General features: G+C 73.3%; 18 protein-coding genes and 1 tRNA gene. 5 read left to right on the top strand and 14 right to left on the bottom strand.

The window, feature by feature from the left end:
- Positions 1-10: 10 nt before the first annotated feature.
- From BLV02_RS28700 to BLV02_RS28675, 6 genes are all read right to left on the bottom strand, one after another.
- Positions 11-84, bottom strand: a tRNA-Leu gene (locus BLV02_RS28700).
- A 102-nt stretch (positions 85-186) separates the two neighbouring features.
- Positions 187-732 (bottom strand): peptide deformylase, encoded by a 546-nt coding sequence (locus BLV02_RS28695; RefSeq protein WP_069115405.1) that lies wholly within the window; start codon positions 730-732, stop codon positions 187-189.
- Entirely contained in the window at positions 729-1,250 is a 522-nt protein-coding gene (locus tag BLV02_RS28690) for a glycine cleavage system transcriptional repressor (RefSeq protein ID WP_069115406.1), read from the bottom strand. Before BLV02_RS28690 ends, BLV02_RS28695 begins: the two co-directional genes overlap by 4 nt.
- A complete protein-coding gene (locus BLV02_RS28685) occupies positions 1,247-2,536 on the bottom strand; it encodes an SAM-dependent methyltransferase (protein ID WP_069115407.1) in 1,290 nt (429 codons plus the stop codon). The genes BLV02_RS28690 and BLV02_RS28685 overlap by 4 nt, the downstream gene beginning before the upstream one ends.
- 109 nt (positions 2,537-2,645) lie before the next feature.
- Positions 2,646-4,061 carry an NAD(P)/FAD-dependent oxidoreductase gene (locus BLV02_RS28680; RefSeq protein WP_083289306.1) on the bottom strand — a complete coding sequence of 472 codons (1,416 nt, stop codon included), beginning with the start codon at positions 4,059-4,061 and terminating at the stop codon, positions 2,646-2,648.
- A 29-nt stretch (positions 4,062-4,090) separates the two neighbouring features.
- A complete protein-coding gene (locus BLV02_RS28675; protein WP_069115420.1) occupies positions 4,091-4,720 on the bottom strand; it encodes a flavin reductase family protein in 630 nt (209 codons plus the stop codon).
- 67 nt (positions 4,721-4,787) lie between these two features.
- On the opposite strand from BLV02_RS28675, the gene BLV02_RS28670 reads away from it, so the two are divergent.
- From BLV02_RS28670 to BLV02_RS28660, 3 genes are all read left to right on the top strand, one after another.
- Positions 4,788-5,606 carry an ArsR/SmtB family transcription factor gene (locus tag BLV02_RS28670; RefSeq protein ID WP_083289307.1) on the top strand — a complete coding sequence of 273 codons (819 nt, stop codon included), beginning with the start codon at positions 4,788-4,790 and terminating at the stop codon, positions 5,604-5,606.
- A 74-nt stretch (positions 5,607-5,680) separates the two neighbouring features.
- On the top strand, positions 5,681-6,580 hold the full coding sequence (locus BLV02_RS28665) for an IS982 family transposase (protein WP_074946149.1): 900 nt from the start codon (positions 5,681-5,683) through the stop codon (positions 6,578-6,580).
- A 254-nt stretch (positions 6,581-6,834) separates the two neighbouring features.
- Positions 6,835-7,170: a YciI family protein gene (locus BLV02_RS28660; protein ID WP_069112646.1), complete on the top strand. Its 336-nt coding sequence runs from the start codon at positions 6,835-6,837 to the stop codon at positions 7,168-7,170.
- A gap of 113 nt (positions 7,171-7,283) precedes the next feature.
- On the opposite strand, the gene BLV02_RS28655 is transcribed toward BLV02_RS28660, so the two are convergent.
- From BLV02_RS28655 to eno, 7 genes are all read right to left on the bottom strand, one after another.
- Positions 7,284-8,156 (bottom strand): uracil-DNA glycosylase, encoded by an 873-nt coding sequence (locus BLV02_RS28655; protein ID WP_069112645.1) that lies wholly within the window; start codon positions 8,154-8,156, stop codon positions 7,284-7,286.
- Between the two features lie 18 nt (positions 8,157-8,174).
- Complete coding sequence (locus BLV02_RS36785) at positions 8,175-8,798, bottom strand: hypothetical protein (protein ID WP_069112644.1); 624 nt, start codon at positions 8,796-8,798, stop codon at positions 8,175-8,177.
- A gap of 107 nt (positions 8,799-8,905) precedes the next feature.
- A complete protein-coding gene (gene rpmF / locus BLV02_RS28645) occupies positions 8,906-9,097 on the bottom strand; it encodes a 50S ribosomal protein L32 (RefSeq protein ID WP_342762397.1) in 192 nt (63 codons plus the stop codon).
- A 307-nt stretch (positions 9,098-9,404) separates the two neighbouring features.
- A complete protein-coding gene (locus BLV02_RS28640; RefSeq protein WP_069112642.1) occupies positions 9,405-10,325 on the bottom strand; it encodes a Ppx/GppA phosphatase family protein in 921 nt (306 codons plus the stop codon).
- Positions 10,322-10,825, bottom strand: coding sequence for a DUF501 domain-containing protein (locus BLV02_RS28635; RefSeq protein WP_069112641.1), 504 nt, complete (start codon positions 10,823-10,825; stop codon positions 10,322-10,324). The genes BLV02_RS28640 and BLV02_RS28635 overlap by 4 nt, the downstream gene beginning before the upstream one ends.
- Positions 10,822-11,433 (bottom strand): FtsB family cell division protein, encoded by a 612-nt coding sequence (locus tag BLV02_RS28630; protein ID WP_069112640.1) that lies wholly within the window; start codon positions 11,431-11,433, stop codon positions 10,822-10,824. Before BLV02_RS28630 ends, BLV02_RS28635 begins: the two co-directional genes overlap by 4 nt.
- A gap of 8 nt (positions 11,434-11,441) precedes the next feature.
- A complete protein-coding gene (eno, locus tag BLV02_RS28625; RefSeq protein ID WP_069112639.1) occupies positions 11,442-12,722 on the bottom strand; it encodes a phosphopyruvate hydratase in 1,281 nt (426 codons plus the stop codon).
- Positions 12,723-12,929: 207 nt separating this feature from the next.
- On the opposite strand from eno, the gene BLV02_RS28620 reads away from it, so the two are divergent.
- Entirely contained in the window at positions 12,930-14,192 is a 1,263-nt protein-coding gene (locus BLV02_RS28620; protein WP_069112638.1) for an ATP-binding protein, read from the top strand.
- Between the two features lie 43 nt (positions 14,193-14,235).
- On the top strand, positions 14,236-14,592 hold the full coding sequence (locus tag BLV02_RS28615; protein ID WP_069112637.1) for a VOC family protein: 357 nt from the start codon (positions 14,236-14,238) through the stop codon (positions 14,590-14,592).
- A 4-nt stretch (positions 14,593-14,596) separates the two neighbouring features.
- On the opposite strand, the gene BLV02_RS28610 is transcribed toward BLV02_RS28615, so the two are convergent.
- A complete protein-coding gene (locus BLV02_RS28610) occupies positions 14,597-16,435 on the bottom strand; it encodes a GH39 family glycosyl hydrolase (RefSeq protein WP_074946771.1) in 1,839 nt (612 codons plus the stop codon).
- Between the last annotated feature and the right edge of the window lie 16 nt (positions 16,436-16,451).

Genomic DNA, 16,451 nt, shown 5'->3' with positions numbered 1-16,451 from the left:
GTCCTGCGAGTGCCCCCGGTCGGACTTGAACCGACACTGTCTGGCTTTTAAGGCCAGTGCCTCTGCCGATTGGGCTACGGGGGCCGCACACAGTATTACGCCCGGCAGGCCGCCTGTCTCCTGACGAACCCTCCCATATCGGACACGATTGGATCACGTGTCACCCGGTCTGAGCACCGGGGACGGCTACAGGTAGGTCTGCCGCGGGAAGACGGCGTGTGCGCCGGCCACGCGGTCGAGGAAGAGGAAGCCCGCACAGTGGTCGATCTCGTGCTGCAACGCCCTGGCCTCGAACGCGTCGGTCTCGACGGTTAACTCCTCGCCGCTGCCGGGCAGCAGTCCGCGGACCGTCAGCCGGGTGGCGCGCTTGACGTCGCCGGTGAGGTCGGGGACGGACATGCAGCCCTCGCGGCCCTTCTCCTTACGGGTCGCCTCGACCACCTCGGCGTTGCAGAGCACGAAGGTCCCGTGCGACACCCGGGTCTTGGGATGCTGGCTGACGTCGACGGCGAAGAGGTGGGCGGCGACGCCGACCTGGCAGGCGGCGAGGCCGACGCAGCCGGGAGAGACGCGCATGGTGGCGACGAGATCGGCCGCCAGCTGCACGACCTCCGGCGCGGCCGGGTCGACCAGCGGTGACGGCGTGGAGAGGACGGAGTCGGGGGCGGCCACGACGGTCAGGACGCGGCCGGGCACCCCGAGGTCGGCCTCGGTCCAGTCGGCGATGCTCACAGGACGTCGGTCTCCTGCGGCCGCAGCGTGACACCGACGCCCAGCTCGGCGCCGGCATCGCGCAGGGAGGCGGCGACGGCGTCCGCGTCGGCCTCGGCGGGGAGGTCGACCTCGGCGACGGCGACGTAGAGGTCGCCGGTGAGCCGGGTGGTGAGGTCGGTGATGTTGCCGCCGGCCGCCGCCAGCACGCCCGTCACGGCGGACACGATGCCGGGACGGTCACCGCCGTGGACGGTGAGCACGTACGGGCGCAGCGACCGCGACCCGGCGGCGTCCTCGTCGGGGACGGCGGCGGCCGACACCTGGAGCCGCCCGTCGTCGGTCAGCGGGGCCAGCGCCTCGCGCACCTGCTCGGGCGACCGGTCGCCCGAGCAGATCAGCATCATGGCGAAGTGACCGCGCAGCAGGGTCATGGTGGAGTCTTCGAGGTTCAGGCCCAGACCGGCGAGTCCGGCGGTGGCATCGGCGATGATGCCGGGACGGTCGTGTCCGATGACGGTGACGGCGATGAGGCTCACAGGCTCCATCCAACCGGACGCACCAGGGGAAGGTCACCTCGGCCGTCGCGATGTGGGCGCACCGCCAGCACCTGGTCGACGCCGATGCGGGCGGCGTCGAAGGAGATGGCCGACGCCGCCATGTAGAGGCGCCACACCCGCGACCGTCCCTCACCGGCGAGGTCGACGGCGCGGTGCCAGCCGCGTTCCAGGTTCGCCACCCACGCGCGCAGCGTCAACGCGTAGTGCTCGCGCAGCGCCTGCACGTCGCGCACCTCGAACCCGCCCGCCTCCAGCCGGCCGACGACGTCGCCGATCGGGATCAGCTCGCCGTCGGGGAAGACGTACGCGTCGATGAACGTGCGCCGCGGCCGCGCCAGCCCGCCCGCACGCGGCCGCCCGGACCGCACGATCTGGTGGTTGAGCAGCCGTCCGCCCGGGCGCAGCAGGCTGTACAGCCGGGCCGCGTACTCGGGCCACGTCGCCGCGCCGAGATGCTCGGCCATGCCGACGCTGGCGATGGCGTCGAACGGGCCGTCGGCGACGTCGCGCCAGTCCTGTACGCGGATCTCGACCGCGTCGGACAGCCCGGCGTCGGCGACCCGCTGCTTGGCGTACTCGGCCTGCGGCACCGACAGCGTGACGCCGACCGCCTCGACGCCGTGGTGCTCGGCGGCGTGCAGGACGAGCGAGCCCCAGCCGGAGCCGACGTCGAGCAGCCGCATGCCGGCGCGCAGCCCCAGCTTCTGGCAGATCAGCTCGTTCTTGGCCCGCTGCGCGTCCTCGAGCGTGGCGCCGTCGGCCCAGTAGGCGCACGAGTAGGTCATCGACGGGCCGAGGACCAACTCGTAGAAGTCGTTGCCGACGTCGTAGTGGTGGCTGATGGCGGCCTGGTCGCGGCGCCTGGAGTGGCGGTCGCCGGCCAGCACGACCTCCTCGGGCGGCGGCTTCAGCGGCGGCCCGACGGCGCCGAGGACGACGGCCAGGCGGATGACCTCGGCGCGGTCGGCGGCGGTGAACCGGCCACGGTCGCCCAGCTCCCGCAGCGTGTCGTCGAGGCTGGTCAGCGCGGCGTCGAGGTCGCCCTCGACGTCGATCTCGCCGGCCACCCACGCCCGCGCGAGGCCGATCTCGTCGGGCTGCCAGAGCAACCGGCGCAGCGCCCGGCGGGACCGGATGACCAGCACCGGGCCGTCCGCGGGGCCGGCGTGCGCGCCGTCCCACGTGCGGATGCCCAGCGGCAGCGGCCGTCCCAGCAGCCGCTCGACCAGTCCGGCGATGCGTCCCGCCGCTCCCCCAGTGGACATGGCGACCTCCCCGTCCCTACCTCTCCCGCCACGCTAGCGAGACGGCAGGGCCGCTGCCACGGCTTTCGGCCGGGGCTGCCCACGGCAGGCGGGTGCTGTGCGCGGTGGCTCAGCCGCGCGGCAGCCGTCCGCCCGCCGTGGTGGCGTTCTCCGCCGGGCGCCGGTCCTTCGACGGCGCGGGCCGGCCGGCTCGCGGCGCCGACGGCAGCGCGGCCCGGCGGAAGTCCTCGCGTGGCATCCGCATGCGGCCGAGGGTGACGACCTCGCGCTTGAACAGCAGCGCCAGGGTCCAGTCGACGACCACGCGGGCCTTGCGGTTGAACGTCGGCATCTTGCTCATGTGGTACGTGCGGTGCATGAACCAGGCCGCGAAGCCGCGCACCTTGATGCCGTAGGTGTGCGCGACGCCCTTGTAGAGGCCGAGGCTGGCGACCGAGCCGATGTACTTGTGCTTGTACGGCTTCGGCACCCCGCCCTCGAGGTCGGCGACGATGTTCTTGGCCAGCAGCTTCGCCTGCCGCACCGCGTGCTGGGCGTTGGGCGCCGTCCAGACGTTCGGCTCGCCTGCGGTGAGGTCGGGGATCGCGGCGTTGTCGCCGGCCGCCCACGCGTCGTCGATGCCGTCGATGCGCATCTCCGGCAGGCAGCGGACCCGGCCCTTCTCGTCCAGCGGCAGGTCGGTGTCGGCGAGGACGGGGTTGGCCTTGACGCCCGCGGTCCACACGATGGTGTCGGCGTCGAACGGCCGGCCCTTGGACAGCACGACGTGGCCGTCGACGCAGGACTCCAGCAGCGTCTCGAGGCGGACCTCGATGTCGCGCTTGCTCAGCTCGACGACGGTGTACTCGCCCATCTCCGGCCCGACCTCGGGCAGGATGCGCCCGGCCGCCTCGACCAGCACCCAGCGCATGTCGCTGGGCTGCAGCTGCGGGTAGTAGCGCAGCGCGTAGCGGGCCATGTCCTCCAGCTCGCCGAGCGCCTCGACGCCGGCGAACCCGCCGCCGACGAAGACGAACGTCAGCGCCCGCTTGCGCACCTCGGGATCGGTGGTGGACGCCGCGACGTCGAGGCGGTCGAGGACGTGATTGCGCAGGGCGATGGCCTCTTCGATCTGCTTGAAGCCGATGCCGACCTCGGCGAGGCCGGGGATCGGCAGCGTCCGCGAGATCGACCCGAGCGCGACGACGAGGATGTCGTAGCCCAGCTCGTAGTCGTCGCCGATCTCGGGCTTGACGGTGACGCTCTTGGTGGCGTGGCTGATGGAGGTGACCTCGCCGGTGATGACGTCACAGCGCTTCAGCACCCGCCGGAGCGGCACGACGACGTGCCTCGGTTCCAGCGACCCGGCCGCCGCCTCGGGCAGGAACGGCTGGTAGGTCATGTAGGAGCGCGGGTCGATGACGGTGATGCGGGCCTGGCTGCGCTTGAGGGCGCGCTGCAGCCCGAACGCGGTGTACATGCCCACGTACCCGCCACCGACGATGAGGATGTGCGGGGTTCCGGTGCGTCCGACTCTCCCGTTCATGCCTCCAGAGTAGGGGCTTGTGAATGCGTTCACAAGCCCTTTGACGGTGCGCTCGCCCACACCCGCGGTGTCTCGGACCGGAAGCTGTGCCCCAGCTCGTCGCCGAGGCCGAAATAGTGCCGGAAGTTGTAGATCAGCGGGCTCCACCGCGCCGGGTCGACGTGCTGCGTGCCGGGCACGACGACGTCCGTCGCGGCGTGCACGCGCAGCACCCGGGCCTCGATCACGACGAACTCGCCACCGGCGTCGGGACGCACCGCTGCCGCCGTCGCCTCGAACCGCACCGGGCACTCGGCCACGACCGGCGGGCGGACGCGGCCCGACGGCGCGGGCGTCAGGCCGGCCGCCGCGAACTTGTCCGGCTCGTACCGGTGCCGGGGCTTGCTCGACGGCACCGGGTCGCGGCCGGTCAGCGGGGCCAGCCGCTCGACCTCCGGCCACAGGTCCGGGCTCGGGAAGTTGATCGTCAGCTCCGGCCGCACGGCGAGATTGACCGCCGTCTGCCCCTCCGGGCCCAGCCCGAGCACCACCACCTGCCCGAGCGCCCATGCCGACGACATCGGCGCCAGGTTGGCCGTGCCGTCCGGGTTCTCGGTGACCAGCAGCGCCACCGGCGTGCCGACGTACAGGATGCTCGGGGTGATCGTCACGTGCTCCATGCCCGCCGACGCTAGGGCGGCGACGGTTCGGCGCCGGCCGAAGCGTGGCGGGGCGATGATGGTGGGCATGACGGGAATCGCTCTGGCGGGCGCGGCTGGCTCGGGCGGCGCGGGCTTGGCGGGCGCGGGCGCGGCCGGCACGGGCGCGGCGCTGGCCGGGCTGGCCGGGCTGCTCGCCGACCGCACCCGCGCGACGATCTGCCTGGCGCTGATGGACGGCCGGGCGTGGACCGCGTCCGAGCTCGCCCGCGCCGCCGGCGTCGCACCGTCGACGGCGACCGAGCACCTCAACCTGCTGGTGTCCGGCGGACTGCTCACCGAGGTGCGACAGGGCCGGCACCGCTACGTCAGGCTGGCCGACGACGCCGCCGAGCTCGTCGAACTGCTGGCCGCGGCCGCCCCCACGGAGGCGCAGGCCACGGCGGGGCCGCCGGTGCGGTCGCTGACGGCGGCGCACCGGCGTCGCGCACTGGCCGCCGCCCGCACCTGCTACGACCACCTGGCCGGCGCGCTCGGCGTCGCCGTGACGGACGCGATGACGACGCGCGGCCTGCTCTCGTGGGACCGCGGCCTCACCCTCACCGACGACGGCGACCGCTGGCTGTCCGCCCTGGCCGGCGCCTGGCCCCCGGCGTCGCGCCGTCCGCTGGTGCGGTCCTGCCTGGACTGGACCGAGCGCCGGCCGCACCTCGCCGGATCGGCCGGCGCGGCCCTCTGCGCCCATGCCGTCGATGCCGGTTGGGTGGTGCGGTCGCACCGATCCCGTGCGCTGCGGATCACCGACCTCGGCCGGGTCGAGCTGCGCGATCAGCTCGGGCTGGAGCTGCCGTCCGCCCAGTCTGTCGCCACGACAAGTTCGGCGGACGTTGTCGGTGCCCGCCCCTAGATGAGTGAGTCCTATTGATCTTGTGGGTGTGTCGCTGTCGATAGACATGGGTGGAGGGCGTCGAGGATCAGTGTGTGAGCAATGATCTTGACGCCCTCCTGACCGCACTCTATGTCCATGTCGAGGATCGTGTCTTCCCGGTGTTGGGGTGGTCGCGTGATCACCGGCCGGGCCGCAAGCCGGGGCTGTCCGACGGTGAACTGATCACCCTGGCGGTGGCGCAGCAGCTGCTCGGCGTGGCGTCGGAACGGCGGTGGGTCCGGTTTGCGCGCGCCCGGCTGGGCGGACTGTTCCCCTACCTGCCCGGCCAGTCTGGATACGGCAAACGACTCCGGTCCTTGGGAGGGCTGCTCGCCGCGGTCATCACCGAACTGGCCCGGGACACGCCGTCCTGGCACGACGATCTGCGGCTGCTGGATTCCACCCCGCTGCCGTGCGCGGCGTCGCGGGAGACGGTGAAGCGCTCGGACCTGGCCGGGCACGCCGGTTACGGCTACTGCGCCAGTCACTCGCGGTTCTTCTGGGGATTCCGGCTCTACCTGGTCACCACCGCCGAGGGCATGCCGATCATCTGGGGTCTGGCCAACCCCAAGATCGGCGAACGCGACGCCGCCCGGGCGCTCCTCGACCACGACCACCACCTCGTCGCGTCCGGGCAGGTCATCCTCGCCGACAAAGGGTTCGCCGGGCGCGACTTCGACCAGTTCGTCACCAGCCTGGGCGCGCACCTGATCCGGCCCGACCGCAAAGACGAACCGACCAGACGGGGCAAACTGGCCCGGGTCCGCCAATGGATCGAAGCCGTCTTCGACACCCTGAAAGGTCAGCTCACCCTCGAGGAACACGGCGCCCGCACCCTGAACGGAGTCCACGCCCGCATCGCCGCACGACTACTCGCCCTCGCCACCGCGATCTGGCACAACTGGCACACCGGCACCCAAGCCAAACGATCCCTGATCGCCTACGACCACTAACGATCAATCGGACTCACTCATCTAGGGTGGGAAGCCCTCCCAGCCGGGCGGGGACCACACTGCGGCGAACCGGCGAACGCGCGACACCCGGACGCCGCGACCCCGGGCGACCGTGAGCAGCCCACGAGCCCGGCAGCCGACGCGGGCGCCCCGGCGAGCGATGCGGGCGGGACGAGAATTCTCGCGACGGTTGTCGATTCCGCCGGTCGCCGCGTGACGGATCGGGTGACGGTACCTACCAGCAGAGGACACTCATGGCGCACTACGCGATCCTGATCTACGACTCCGCCCAGCCGGCCGGCGCGGCCCCCGAGCGCGACCCGCACGACCAGCACGCCGATGAGCTGGCGAAGGCCGGCACCATGGTCGCGGCGCACGCGCTGCAGCCGGGCGATCAAGCGCGGTCGGTGCGGGCCGGCGGCGTCACCGACGGGCCGTTCCTGGAGACGAAGGAGGTCGTCGCGGGCATCTACGTCGTCGAGGCGTCCGACCTCGACGCGGCGGTGGCCATCGCGGCGCAGAACCCGGCCGTGCGCCAGGGCGGCGGCGTCGAGGTCCGCGAGATCGAGAGCGGCACGCTCCCCGGCTGACGCCCGGCCCGGCCCGGCCCACGCCCGACGCCCGGCGGACGGCCAGCGGCCCGACGCCTGGCGGACGGCCAGCGGCCCGACGCCCGACGGACGGCCAGAAGCCCGACGGACGGTCAGCGGGCCGCGGCCGCCCGGCCGAACACGTCGTCGAGCATGGGCTCGGTGAGCCGGCCGGTGAAGGTGTTCTGCTGGCTCGGGTGATAGCTGCCGATCAGCCGCACCGACCCGGCCGCCACCCCCGCGCCCGGCCCAGCCGCCGCCCCGGCCGTCGACCCAGCCGCCGGGTCCAGCGTCACCTCGGCGCCGTGCCCGAACACCGGCCGCGGCCGGGGCACCGCCAGTCCGGCCCGGCCGAGCGTGCGCAGCGCGGCCGCCCACGCGAACGACCCGAGCGCGACCGCCGCGCGCACCGTCGGCAGCACCAGCTCGACCTCGCGGTCCAGCCACGGCGCGCAGGCGTCGCGCTCCCCCGGCGTCGGCTTGTTGTCCGGCGGCGCGCAGCGGACGGCGGCGATGATGCGCGCGCCGATCAGCTCCAGCCCGTCGCCGGCGTGTGTCGCCGTCGGCTGGTTGGCGAGCCCGGCGCGGTGCAGGGCGGCGTAGAGCCAGTCGCCGCTGCGGTCGCCGGTGAAGACGCGGCCGGTGCGGTTGCCGCCGTTGGCCGCAGGCGCGAGGCCGAACACCAGGACACGCGGCCGCGGATCGCCCCAGCCCGGCGTCGGGCGGCCCCAGTACGGCTGGTCGGCGAACGACTTGCGCTTCTCCCGGGCGACGTCCTCGCGCCAGGTCACCAGCCGTGCGCAGGCCCGGCAGACCGACGACCCCGCGACCACCTCGTCCAGCGACACACCGGCCGCCAGCCGCGCGACGTCCTCGGCCGACCTGGCGACCGGGGTGTCCGCGCTGGCGACGTCGCCGGGCCAGCCGGTCCCCGGTGGGACAGGGCTGGGGAACGGGTCGCCGGTCAGCGGGTGAGGGAGGAGCACCGCCTCATTGTGCCCGGCTCAGCTCTCCGCCCAGACGACCGCGTCGAACGTAGTCCCGTAGTCGGTGCCGCTGCCCCGCTCGGTGACCACCAGCCGGGCGATGTTCCCGCCGTTGGTGCGCACGCACAGCACCGAGTCGTCGGCGAGCTCCTGCTGGTCCGTCCCTTCCGCGTCGACCGTCCCTGCGCACTCCTGGTAGCCCGGCGGGTCGGCCGCGCCGCCCGGCCAGGCGGAGACGACGGCGCCGTTCCCGCCCTCGATCACGGTGGCGGAGATCATGTACACGTCGCCCTCATCGCCATACCCGACGTCGACGGGCTGTGCGGCGTCGAGATCCTTGCCCCCGGTGTCGACCAGCAGCCGGCCCTGCCAGTGTTCCTGTCCCGCCGCCGGCGTCGTCGGGTCGGTGGACGGAGGCGGCGACGTGACGTCGGGCTGCTCCGCGGATGTCGGCGGAGGCGCCGCCACGGGTTCCGCACCGCCGGCGGGCTCGTCGTCGTCGAGGTACTCGAGAATCTGCGGGACCAGAGCGATCAGCGCGACGAGGACCGATCCGAGGACGCCGATCCAGGCGGCCTGCTGGTGCCTGCCGAACCAGCTGTCGCGCTCGCCGGAGTCTGGGTCGGTTCGATCTTCGGCCACCGCGCTCAGCGCCCCTCTGCCGCAACCCGTCCATGAACGTTTTGCGGAGGTTAGCAGGCGCCGTGTGGGCCCCGGCGCGACCGGCAGGGGCCCGCACGACGACGGACTCAGCGCGGCGGCAGCACCTGGCGGCCGCGGTACTGGCCGCAGGACGGGCAGGCCGTGTGCGCCGGGACCGGCTCACTGCACGCCGGGTTGGGGCAGGTCACCAGCCGCGGCACGGCGATGGCCCGGCGCCACTGCGCCCGGTGGTGGCGGACGTTCGAGCGCGATTTCCTGCGGAACATGGAACTGGACATGTCGTCCCCTTGGTGTCGAGGCGGATCGGTCGGGAGCCGCCGGACGGGGCGGGTCGCGGCCGACCTCGGGCTCGGTTCCGGGGCCGACACCGTCGAGGGACGCGGGACTGGGACGGCAGCCGGTGACGGCGCGCATGAGGGGTCCTCAGAGGGTGGGGCGAGCAGGACACGCGGAAGCAGCCCCGCACGGTTCACCGGCGGGGCTGGGGCGGGGTCCCTAAGACGCGAAGGGCGTGTCGGGCTGCTCGCAGGCCACGAGCCGACGGTAACAACGGCCGGCCCGCGGGCCAACGGGTTTTCCGGCGGCTCAGCCGGAGACGACGCTCCAGGCGATGCCGTCGAGGATGTCGTGCTCGCTGACCAGCACCTCGTCGACGCCGGCGCGGTCGACGACGCAGCGCAGGACCAGCGCGCCGGCGGCGATGACGTCGGCCCGGCCGGGGTGCATCGGGCCGATGGCCAGCCGCTGGTCGTGGGTCAGCGTGAGCAGGTGGTCGCTGATGGCACGCACCTGTGCGGCCGGAATGCGGCTGTGGTGGATGGCCGCGGAGTCGTACTCGGCCAGCCCCAGGTGGATCGCGGCCACCGTCGTGACCGAGCCGGCCAGCCCGACCAGCGTGCGGGCGTCGCCGAGCGGCACCACGGCCGCCACCTCGTCCAGCGCGGCCTCGATGTCGCCCCGCGCCGCGGCGACCTGCTCGGACGTGGGCGGGTCGGCCTGGAACCGGCGCTCCGTCAGCCGGACGCAGCCGATGTCGACGCTGCGGGCGGCGGTAACGCCGTCGGAGCCGAGCGCCAGCTCCGTCGAGCCGCCGCCGATGTCGACGACGAGATAGGGCGCGCCGTCGCCGCCCGGCAGGCCGCGCACCGCGCCGTCGAAGGACAGCCCCGCCTCGGCGGCGCCGGAGACGACCTCGGGCTCGACGCCGAGCACGTCGACGACGCCGGCGACGAACTCGTCGCGGTTGGCGGCGTCGCGGGTGGCGCTGGTGGCGACCATGCGGACGTGTTCGGCGTCCAGCTCGCCGATGACGGCGGCGTACTCGCGCAGCGTGTCGAACGTGCGGTCCAGCGCCTCGCGGGCGAGCACGCCGGTGCGGTCGACGTCCTTGCCGAGGCGGACGATGCGCAGCCGGCGGTCGAGGTCGTGCTGGGCGCCGTCGCGGAGATCGGTGACGAGCAGCCGGATCGAGTTCGTGCCGCAGTCGATGGCGGCGACCCGGGTCACTCGGGGCTCCAGTCGCAGGTCGCCGGGGTCCACGTCGGCGCCATCACCGCCAGCGCGCGGTCGCCGAACGGGTTGACGCCCGGTCCCGCGGCGAGGCTGTGCGCGACGAGGACGTGCAGGCACTTGACGCGGTCGGGCATGCCGCCCGCGGTGACGCCGGCGATCTCGTCGACGTGGCGGATGGCCTCGCGGCGGGCGAGGTACGACTCGTGCGCGACGCGGTAGGCGGCGGCCAGCTCGGCGTCGCCGGCCAGCTCATCGGTCCACTCGCGCATGACGCCGACGGACTCGAGCGTCGACGTGGCGGCGACGGCGCGCGGGCAGGTCAGGTAGTACAGCGTCGGGAACGGCGTGCCGTCGGGCAGCCGCGGCTCGGTCTCGACGACGGACGGGTGACCGGCGGCGCACCGGGCGGCGACGGCGCGGACCCCGCGCACCGGACGGCCCAGCTGCTGGGTGACGGTGTCGAGGTCGGCGGGGGTGGGTGGGGTGGAGGTCACTCGTCGGCCGGCTGTTCCGGCGGCGGGCTGTCGGCGAACGTCACCGACGCCCACAGCCGCTCGTACCAGTTGCCCTGGCCGGACGGTGGCAGCCCGCCCGCCTCGGCCGCGCTGGTGTCGTCCTGCGCGTCGGGGCCGGGCAGCACGATGTAGCTCTGCTCGCCGGGCAGCACGAACCCGAGCCGCTCGCGCGCCTGCGCGGCCACGTAGGCGTCGTCCTCCCAGAGCCGCAGCTCCTGCTCGAGCTGTTCGACCGACGCCGTCAGCTCGTCCTGCTCGCGCTGCAGCTCGACCCGTTCGCGGTGTTGGTCGAACCAGGCCCGCAGCGGGTAGGCGTACGAGACCAGCAGCACCGCCAGCACCAGCGCGAGCACGGCGGCCCGGCCGGTGACCGACGGACGGCCGCCGGACTTGGGCTGCGGACGGCGCGGGGGTGGCGGCGGAGGCGCGCCGTCGCCGGAGTCGACCGCCGTGCGCGGCCGCGCGGCGGCGGTGCCGCCCTTGGGCGCGCGGGCCGACGGCCGGCCGGCCCGGCCCGCGCTGGGGCGTCGCGCCGTGCCAGCGCCCGCCGCGGGGCGGGCGCTGGGCGAACGGCGCGACGTGGGCACGGCTGGCCCTACGCCTGGAACCGCGGGAAGGCCGAGGCGCCGGCGTAGCGCGCGGCGTCGTCGAGCTCTTCCTCGATGCGCAGCAGCTGGTTGTACTTCGCGACCCGCTCGGACCGGGCCGGGGCGCCGGTCTTGATCTGTCCGGCGTTGGTGGCGACGGCGAGGTCGGCGATGGTGGTGTCCTCGGTCTCGCCGGAACGGTGGCTGATCATGCAGGTGAACCCGGACCGCTGCGCCAGCGAGACCGCGTCGAACGTCTCGGTCAGCGAGCCGATCTGGTTGACCTTGACCAGCAGCGAGTTGGCGGCGTGGTCCTTGATGCCGCGCTCGAGCCGCTCGGGGTTGGTGACGAACAGGTCGTCGCCGACGATCTGCAGCTTCGCGCCCAGCACGTCGGTGAGCGCGGCCCAGCCGGACCAGTCGTCCTCGGCCAGCGGGTCCTCGATGGACACCAGCGGGTACGCGGCGGCCAGCTCCTCGTAGTACTTCGTCAGCTCGGCGGCCGAGATGCTCTTGCCCTCGAAGGTGTACTTGCCGTCGTCGTAGAACTCGGTCGACGCGACGTCGAGGGCCAGCGCGATCTGCGCGCCCGGCGTGAAGCCGGCCTTCTCGATGGCGGTGACGATGATGTCGAGCGCGTCGCGGTTGCTCGGCAGGTTCGGCGCGAAGCCGCCCTCGTCGCCGAGGCCCGTGCCGAGGCCGCGCTCCTTCAGCACGCCCTTGAGCGTGTGGTAGACCTCGACACCCCAGCGCAGCGCCTCGCGGTAGGTCTCGGCGCCGATCGGCGCGATCATGAACTCCTGGATGTCGACATTGCTGTCGGCATGCGCGCCGCCGTTGAGGATGTTCATCATCGGCACCGGCAGCAGGTGCGCGTTGGGGCCGCCCAGGTAGCGGAACAGCGGCAGCTGCGCCGACTCGGCGGCGGCCTTCGCGACCGCGAGCGAGACGCCGAGGATGGCGTTGGCGCCGAGCTTGCCCTTGTTGGGGGTGCCGTCCAGGTCGATCAGCGCCTGGTCGACGAGCCGCTGGTCGCTGGCCTCGAAGCCCAGCAGTTCCGGTGCGATCTCGTCCATGATGGCCGTGACGGCCTTCTCCACGCCCTTGCCGGCGTAGCGGGCGGCATCGCCGTCGCGCAGCTCGACCGCCTCGAACGCGCCGGTGGAGGCGCCGGACGGGACGGCGGCACGGGCGATGGTGCTGTCGTCGAGAGCCACCTCGACCTCGACCGTCGGGTTGCCCCGGGAGTCGAGGATCTCGCGTGCTCCGATTGCTTCGATCGTGGCCACGTATCGTCTCCTGCGGTGTGTCGCTGTCGTCGTCGTACGCGGGCGCAGAGACGACGGCGGCGCTGCACGCTCGTACGACCGCAGCCTACCCGGACCAAGTACCCGAACCGGTCGCGACGGGCCGCCCTGCCGTCCGCCGTAAAATCGACTAGTCCTTGGCTCGAAAATCGACTAACCTCTAGTCGATAATACGACCAAGGAGCGGACGTGGCCGACCTCGTACCTCGCGCAGCGGCGGCACGACTGTCCGAACTGACCGCGCACCTGCGGGTCGTCATGGTCAGCGGGCCGCGTCAGTCGGGCAAGACGACGCTGCTGCGCGAGCACCTGCGCTCGGGCGGCACCTTCCGGTCGCTCGACCGCCCGGAAACCCTGGCCGCGGCGCGCGACGACCCCGCCACCTTCGCGACGTCCGGCTCCATCCCCCGCATCATCGACGAGGTGCAGCTCGGCGGCGACCGGCTCGTCCGGGCCATCAAGGCCGACGTCGACGCCCACCCCGAGCCCGGACGGTTCGTGCTGTCCGGCTCCAGCCGGTTCCTGACCATCCCGACCCTGTCCGAGTCGCTGGCCGGGCGCGTCGCGTTCGTCGACCTCTGGCCGCTGAGCATGGCCGAGCGCACCCGATCCGGGTCCGACGCCGTCACCCGGTGGTTCGGCGACATCGGCTCCGTCATGAGCGACTCGACCTGGACCCGGCCCGGCTACCTGGCCGCCGTGACGGCCGGCGGCTACCCCGAAGCGCTCACGATCACGTCGGCACTGGCGCGGCGTGCGTGGTTCGACGGCTACCTGAGCACCGTGATCACGCGTGACATCCGCGACTTCGCCACCATCACCCGCGGTGACGCCGTGGGCACCCTGCTGGGCCTCGTCGCTGCCCGGGCAGGCGGCACCGCCGTGCTCGCCGACCTCGCGCAGTCGGCGAACCTCGCCCGCGACACCACCAGGAACTACCTGTCGTACCTCGACATGGTGTATCTGACGACCACGGTGCCCGCGTGGTCGTCCAACCTCACGTCGCGGCTCGGTAAAACACCGAAGCTCTACCCGACCGACTCGGGTCTCGCCGCGCACGTCCTCGGGGTCGACGCCGATGCCCTGGCTGAACCCGGGCATCCGGCGCTCGGCCCGCTCGTGGAGACGTTCGTCGCCGCCGAACTGCTCAAGGCCATCGCCGTCGCCGGCCAGCGCATCTCGCTGTTCCATTTTCGCACCGCCGACCGGCAGGAGGTCGATTTCGTCCTCGAGGGCCCGGGCGGCCGGATCATCGCCATCGAGGTGAAGGCGTCGGCCTCACCGGGAGCGTCGGCCCTGAAGGGGCTCCGCTGGCTCCGCGACAAACTGGGCGACCGTCTGCACGCCGGCATCCTGCTCCACCTCGGCACCGAGGCCGCGTCGCGGGGCGACGGCATCTACGCCCTGCCACTCTCGTCGCTCTGGGACCACCAGCCGCTGGCATCGCCGTAGGTTCCGGACGTCGATCGTCCGGAATCGGGGCTAGCGTGCCGGCATGGCTATCGCACGCTTCCCGAGTCTCGTGATCGACTGTCCCGACGCGAGCGCCCTCGCGACCTTCTACGGCGCCCTGCTGGACTGGAAGGTCACCACCTCACCCGGCTGGGCCGAGGTCCGTGCCGACTACGGCCAGTGCATCTGCTTCCAGGAGGTCGACGACTACACGCCGCCGCAGTGGCCGGGCCAGGTGGTGCCGCAGCAGCTGCACCTGGACGTCAACGTCGACGACCTGGACGTCGGCGAGGCGGCGGTGCTCGAGCTCGGCGCGACCAAGCATCAGCACCAGCCGGGCACGTCCTTCCGGGTCTTCCTCGACCCCGCGGGGCACCCGTTCTGCCTCTGCCTCGACTGAGCTCTCAGCCGGCGGCGACCAGCTCGACCAGCGACATCGACGGGTTGGGCAGGTCGAACGCGACCTCCACCACCCCGCCGGTCGCGGTGACGGTGCGCGGCGGGTGCAGCTGGTCCAGCCGGTCGGCGGCGCGCAGCTCGGCCCACTGCGCGTCGGTCGGCCAGGCCGCGCCGCCGCCGATGCGCCGCCACACCGCGGGGACGCACGAGTGGTCGTCGTCGACGCGGTGGTGACGCAGCTCGTAGGCGCCGTCGGGCAGGCCGGTGAACCGCAGCTCCACCCGCCGGCCCAGCGCGTCCGACCCGGCCGCCTTGGACTGGTCCAGCGTCCCGTTCCACACCAGCGCGGCCACGCGGCCACCGGACGGGTCGGACGCGGCCAGCGACTCCACCAGCGAGTCGGCGCCGTCCCCGGAAGCGCGCACCGAGAGCCGCCGCGTCGGCAGCGCGGCCAGCATCGCGAGCGCCCACCACCGGGGTTTGCGCAGCTCACCGACGGTGCGCAGGCCGAACCCACCGTGGAACAGTGCGGGCGGCCGGCCCAGCTCCTCGAAGTGGTCCGACACCACCCAGTACGACAGCGCCTCCAGCCGGCCCATCGACGAGCGCATGCCGCGCAGCAGGAACACCGCCGCGAACACCGACTCGCTGACCTCGTGGAAGTGCGTCGGGGTGACGCCCCACTCGGTCCACCAGATCGGCGTCCCCTCCCGGCCGTGCCGCGCGAGCACCGGACGCAGGTCCAGCGGCGGCGAGCCGTACGTGTGCGTCGAGACGAAGTCCAGCGGCTCGTCGCCGATGGCCCCGAGCAGCTGGTCGATCCAGCCGGCCGCCGCCGACGCCGGCCCGCCGACCCGCAGCCCCGGGTCGACGTCCTTCACCGCGCGCGCCGCGACGGAGTGCAGGCGGAAGAACTCCTCCGGTGTGCCGGACCAGAACACCTCCAGGTTGGCCTCGTTCCACACCTCGAACGCCCACCGGTCGCGGACCTCCTCCAGCCCGTACCGGTCGACGAGGTGCGCGACGAACGCCCGGACGAGGTCGTACCAGCGGTCCCAGTCCTTCGGCGGCGAGATGATCGCGCCGTACTCGAACACCGTCGCCGACGGGTCGGCGGCGAGGTCGCGCGGCATGAAGGAGATCTCGACGATCGGCCGCAGCCCGAGCTCCAGCACCATGTCGTAGACGCGGTCGACGCCGCTGAAGTCGTACACCGGCTCGCCGTCGACCTCGCGGTAGACGCCGAGGTCGTCGCAGAGGATGCCGTGCGCCCGCACCGTCTCGACGCCGAGTTCCTCGTGCGCCGCACGAAGCGCGGCCCGCAGCTCGGCGCCGATCTCGTGCCCGCCGGTGCGGTCGATGGACAGCGCGTGCGACAGGTGCTCGCTGCCGATCATCGGCGCCCACGGCCGGTCCAACTCGCCCTCGTCGGACCCGGCGTCGACGACGACGGCGACCGGCTCGCCGTCCGCCCCGGCCGCGACCGCGGGGACCGCCTCGCTCAGCTCGCCCACGTGATCCACCGACGCGACGGCCGCGACGGCGTACCAGCGCTCGACGCCGGGCGTGCCGGTGGTGTCGGCGTACGGGCCGTGCGGGACCGAGAGCACGTCGCGGCCCTGGTGGTCCAGCGGCTCGAACGGGCCGTCCGCCGACTCCGCCACGTGCACCAGGTACCCCGCCGCGCCGTCGACCGGCTCCCACGACAGCGTGACCTGCGCCCGCCCGGGTCTGGCGGTCAGGCCGCCGGGAGCCGGCAGCGCCAGCTCGGCGCCACCCGCGTCACCACTGGCCCGGCCGAGCCTGGTCTCGAAGTCGGTGCGGGCGTCGATCTCACTGCTCACGCGTCTTTCCTCCCAC

Origin of the sequence: Jiangella alba (assembly GCF_900106035.1) — a bacterium.
GTDB classification, from domain to species: Bacteria; Actinomycetota; Actinomycetes; order Jiangellales; family Jiangellaceae; genus Jiangella; species Jiangella alba.
This window is presented reverse-complemented; position numbering and strand designations above follow the sequence as displayed.

What these genes read in the sequence shown, in the direction of transcription:
- rpmF (WP_342762397.1), bottom strand. Translation starts at nt 9,097, where the DNA reads ATGTCCAGTTCCATGTTCCGCAGGAAATCGCGCTCGAACGTCCGCCAC.
- BLV02_RS28685 (WP_069115407.1), bottom strand. Translation starts at nt 2,536, where the DNA reads ATGTCCACTGGGGGAGCGGCGGGACGCATCGCCGGACTGGTCGAGCGG.
- BLV02_RS28670 (WP_083289307.1), top strand. Translation starts at nt 4,788, where the DNA reads ATGACGGGAATCGCTCTGGCGGGCGCGGCTGGCTCGGGCGGCGCGGGC.
- BLV02_RS28680 (WP_083289306.1), bottom strand. Translation starts at nt 4,061, where the DNA reads ATGAACGGGAGAGTCGGACGCACCGGAACCCCGCACATCCTCATCGTC.
- BLV02_RS28615 (WP_069112637.1), top strand. Translation starts at nt 14,236, where the DNA reads ATGGCTATCGCACGCTTCCCGAGTCTCGTGATCGACTGTCCCGACGCG.
- BLV02_RS28675 (WP_069115420.1), bottom strand. Translation starts at nt 4,720, where the DNA reads ATGGAGCACGTGACGATCACCCCGAGCATCCTGTACGTCGGCACGCCG.
- BLV02_RS28660 (WP_069112646.1), top strand. Translation starts at nt 6,835, where the DNA reads ATGGCGCACTACGCGATCCTGATCTACGACTCCGCCCAGCCGGCCGGC.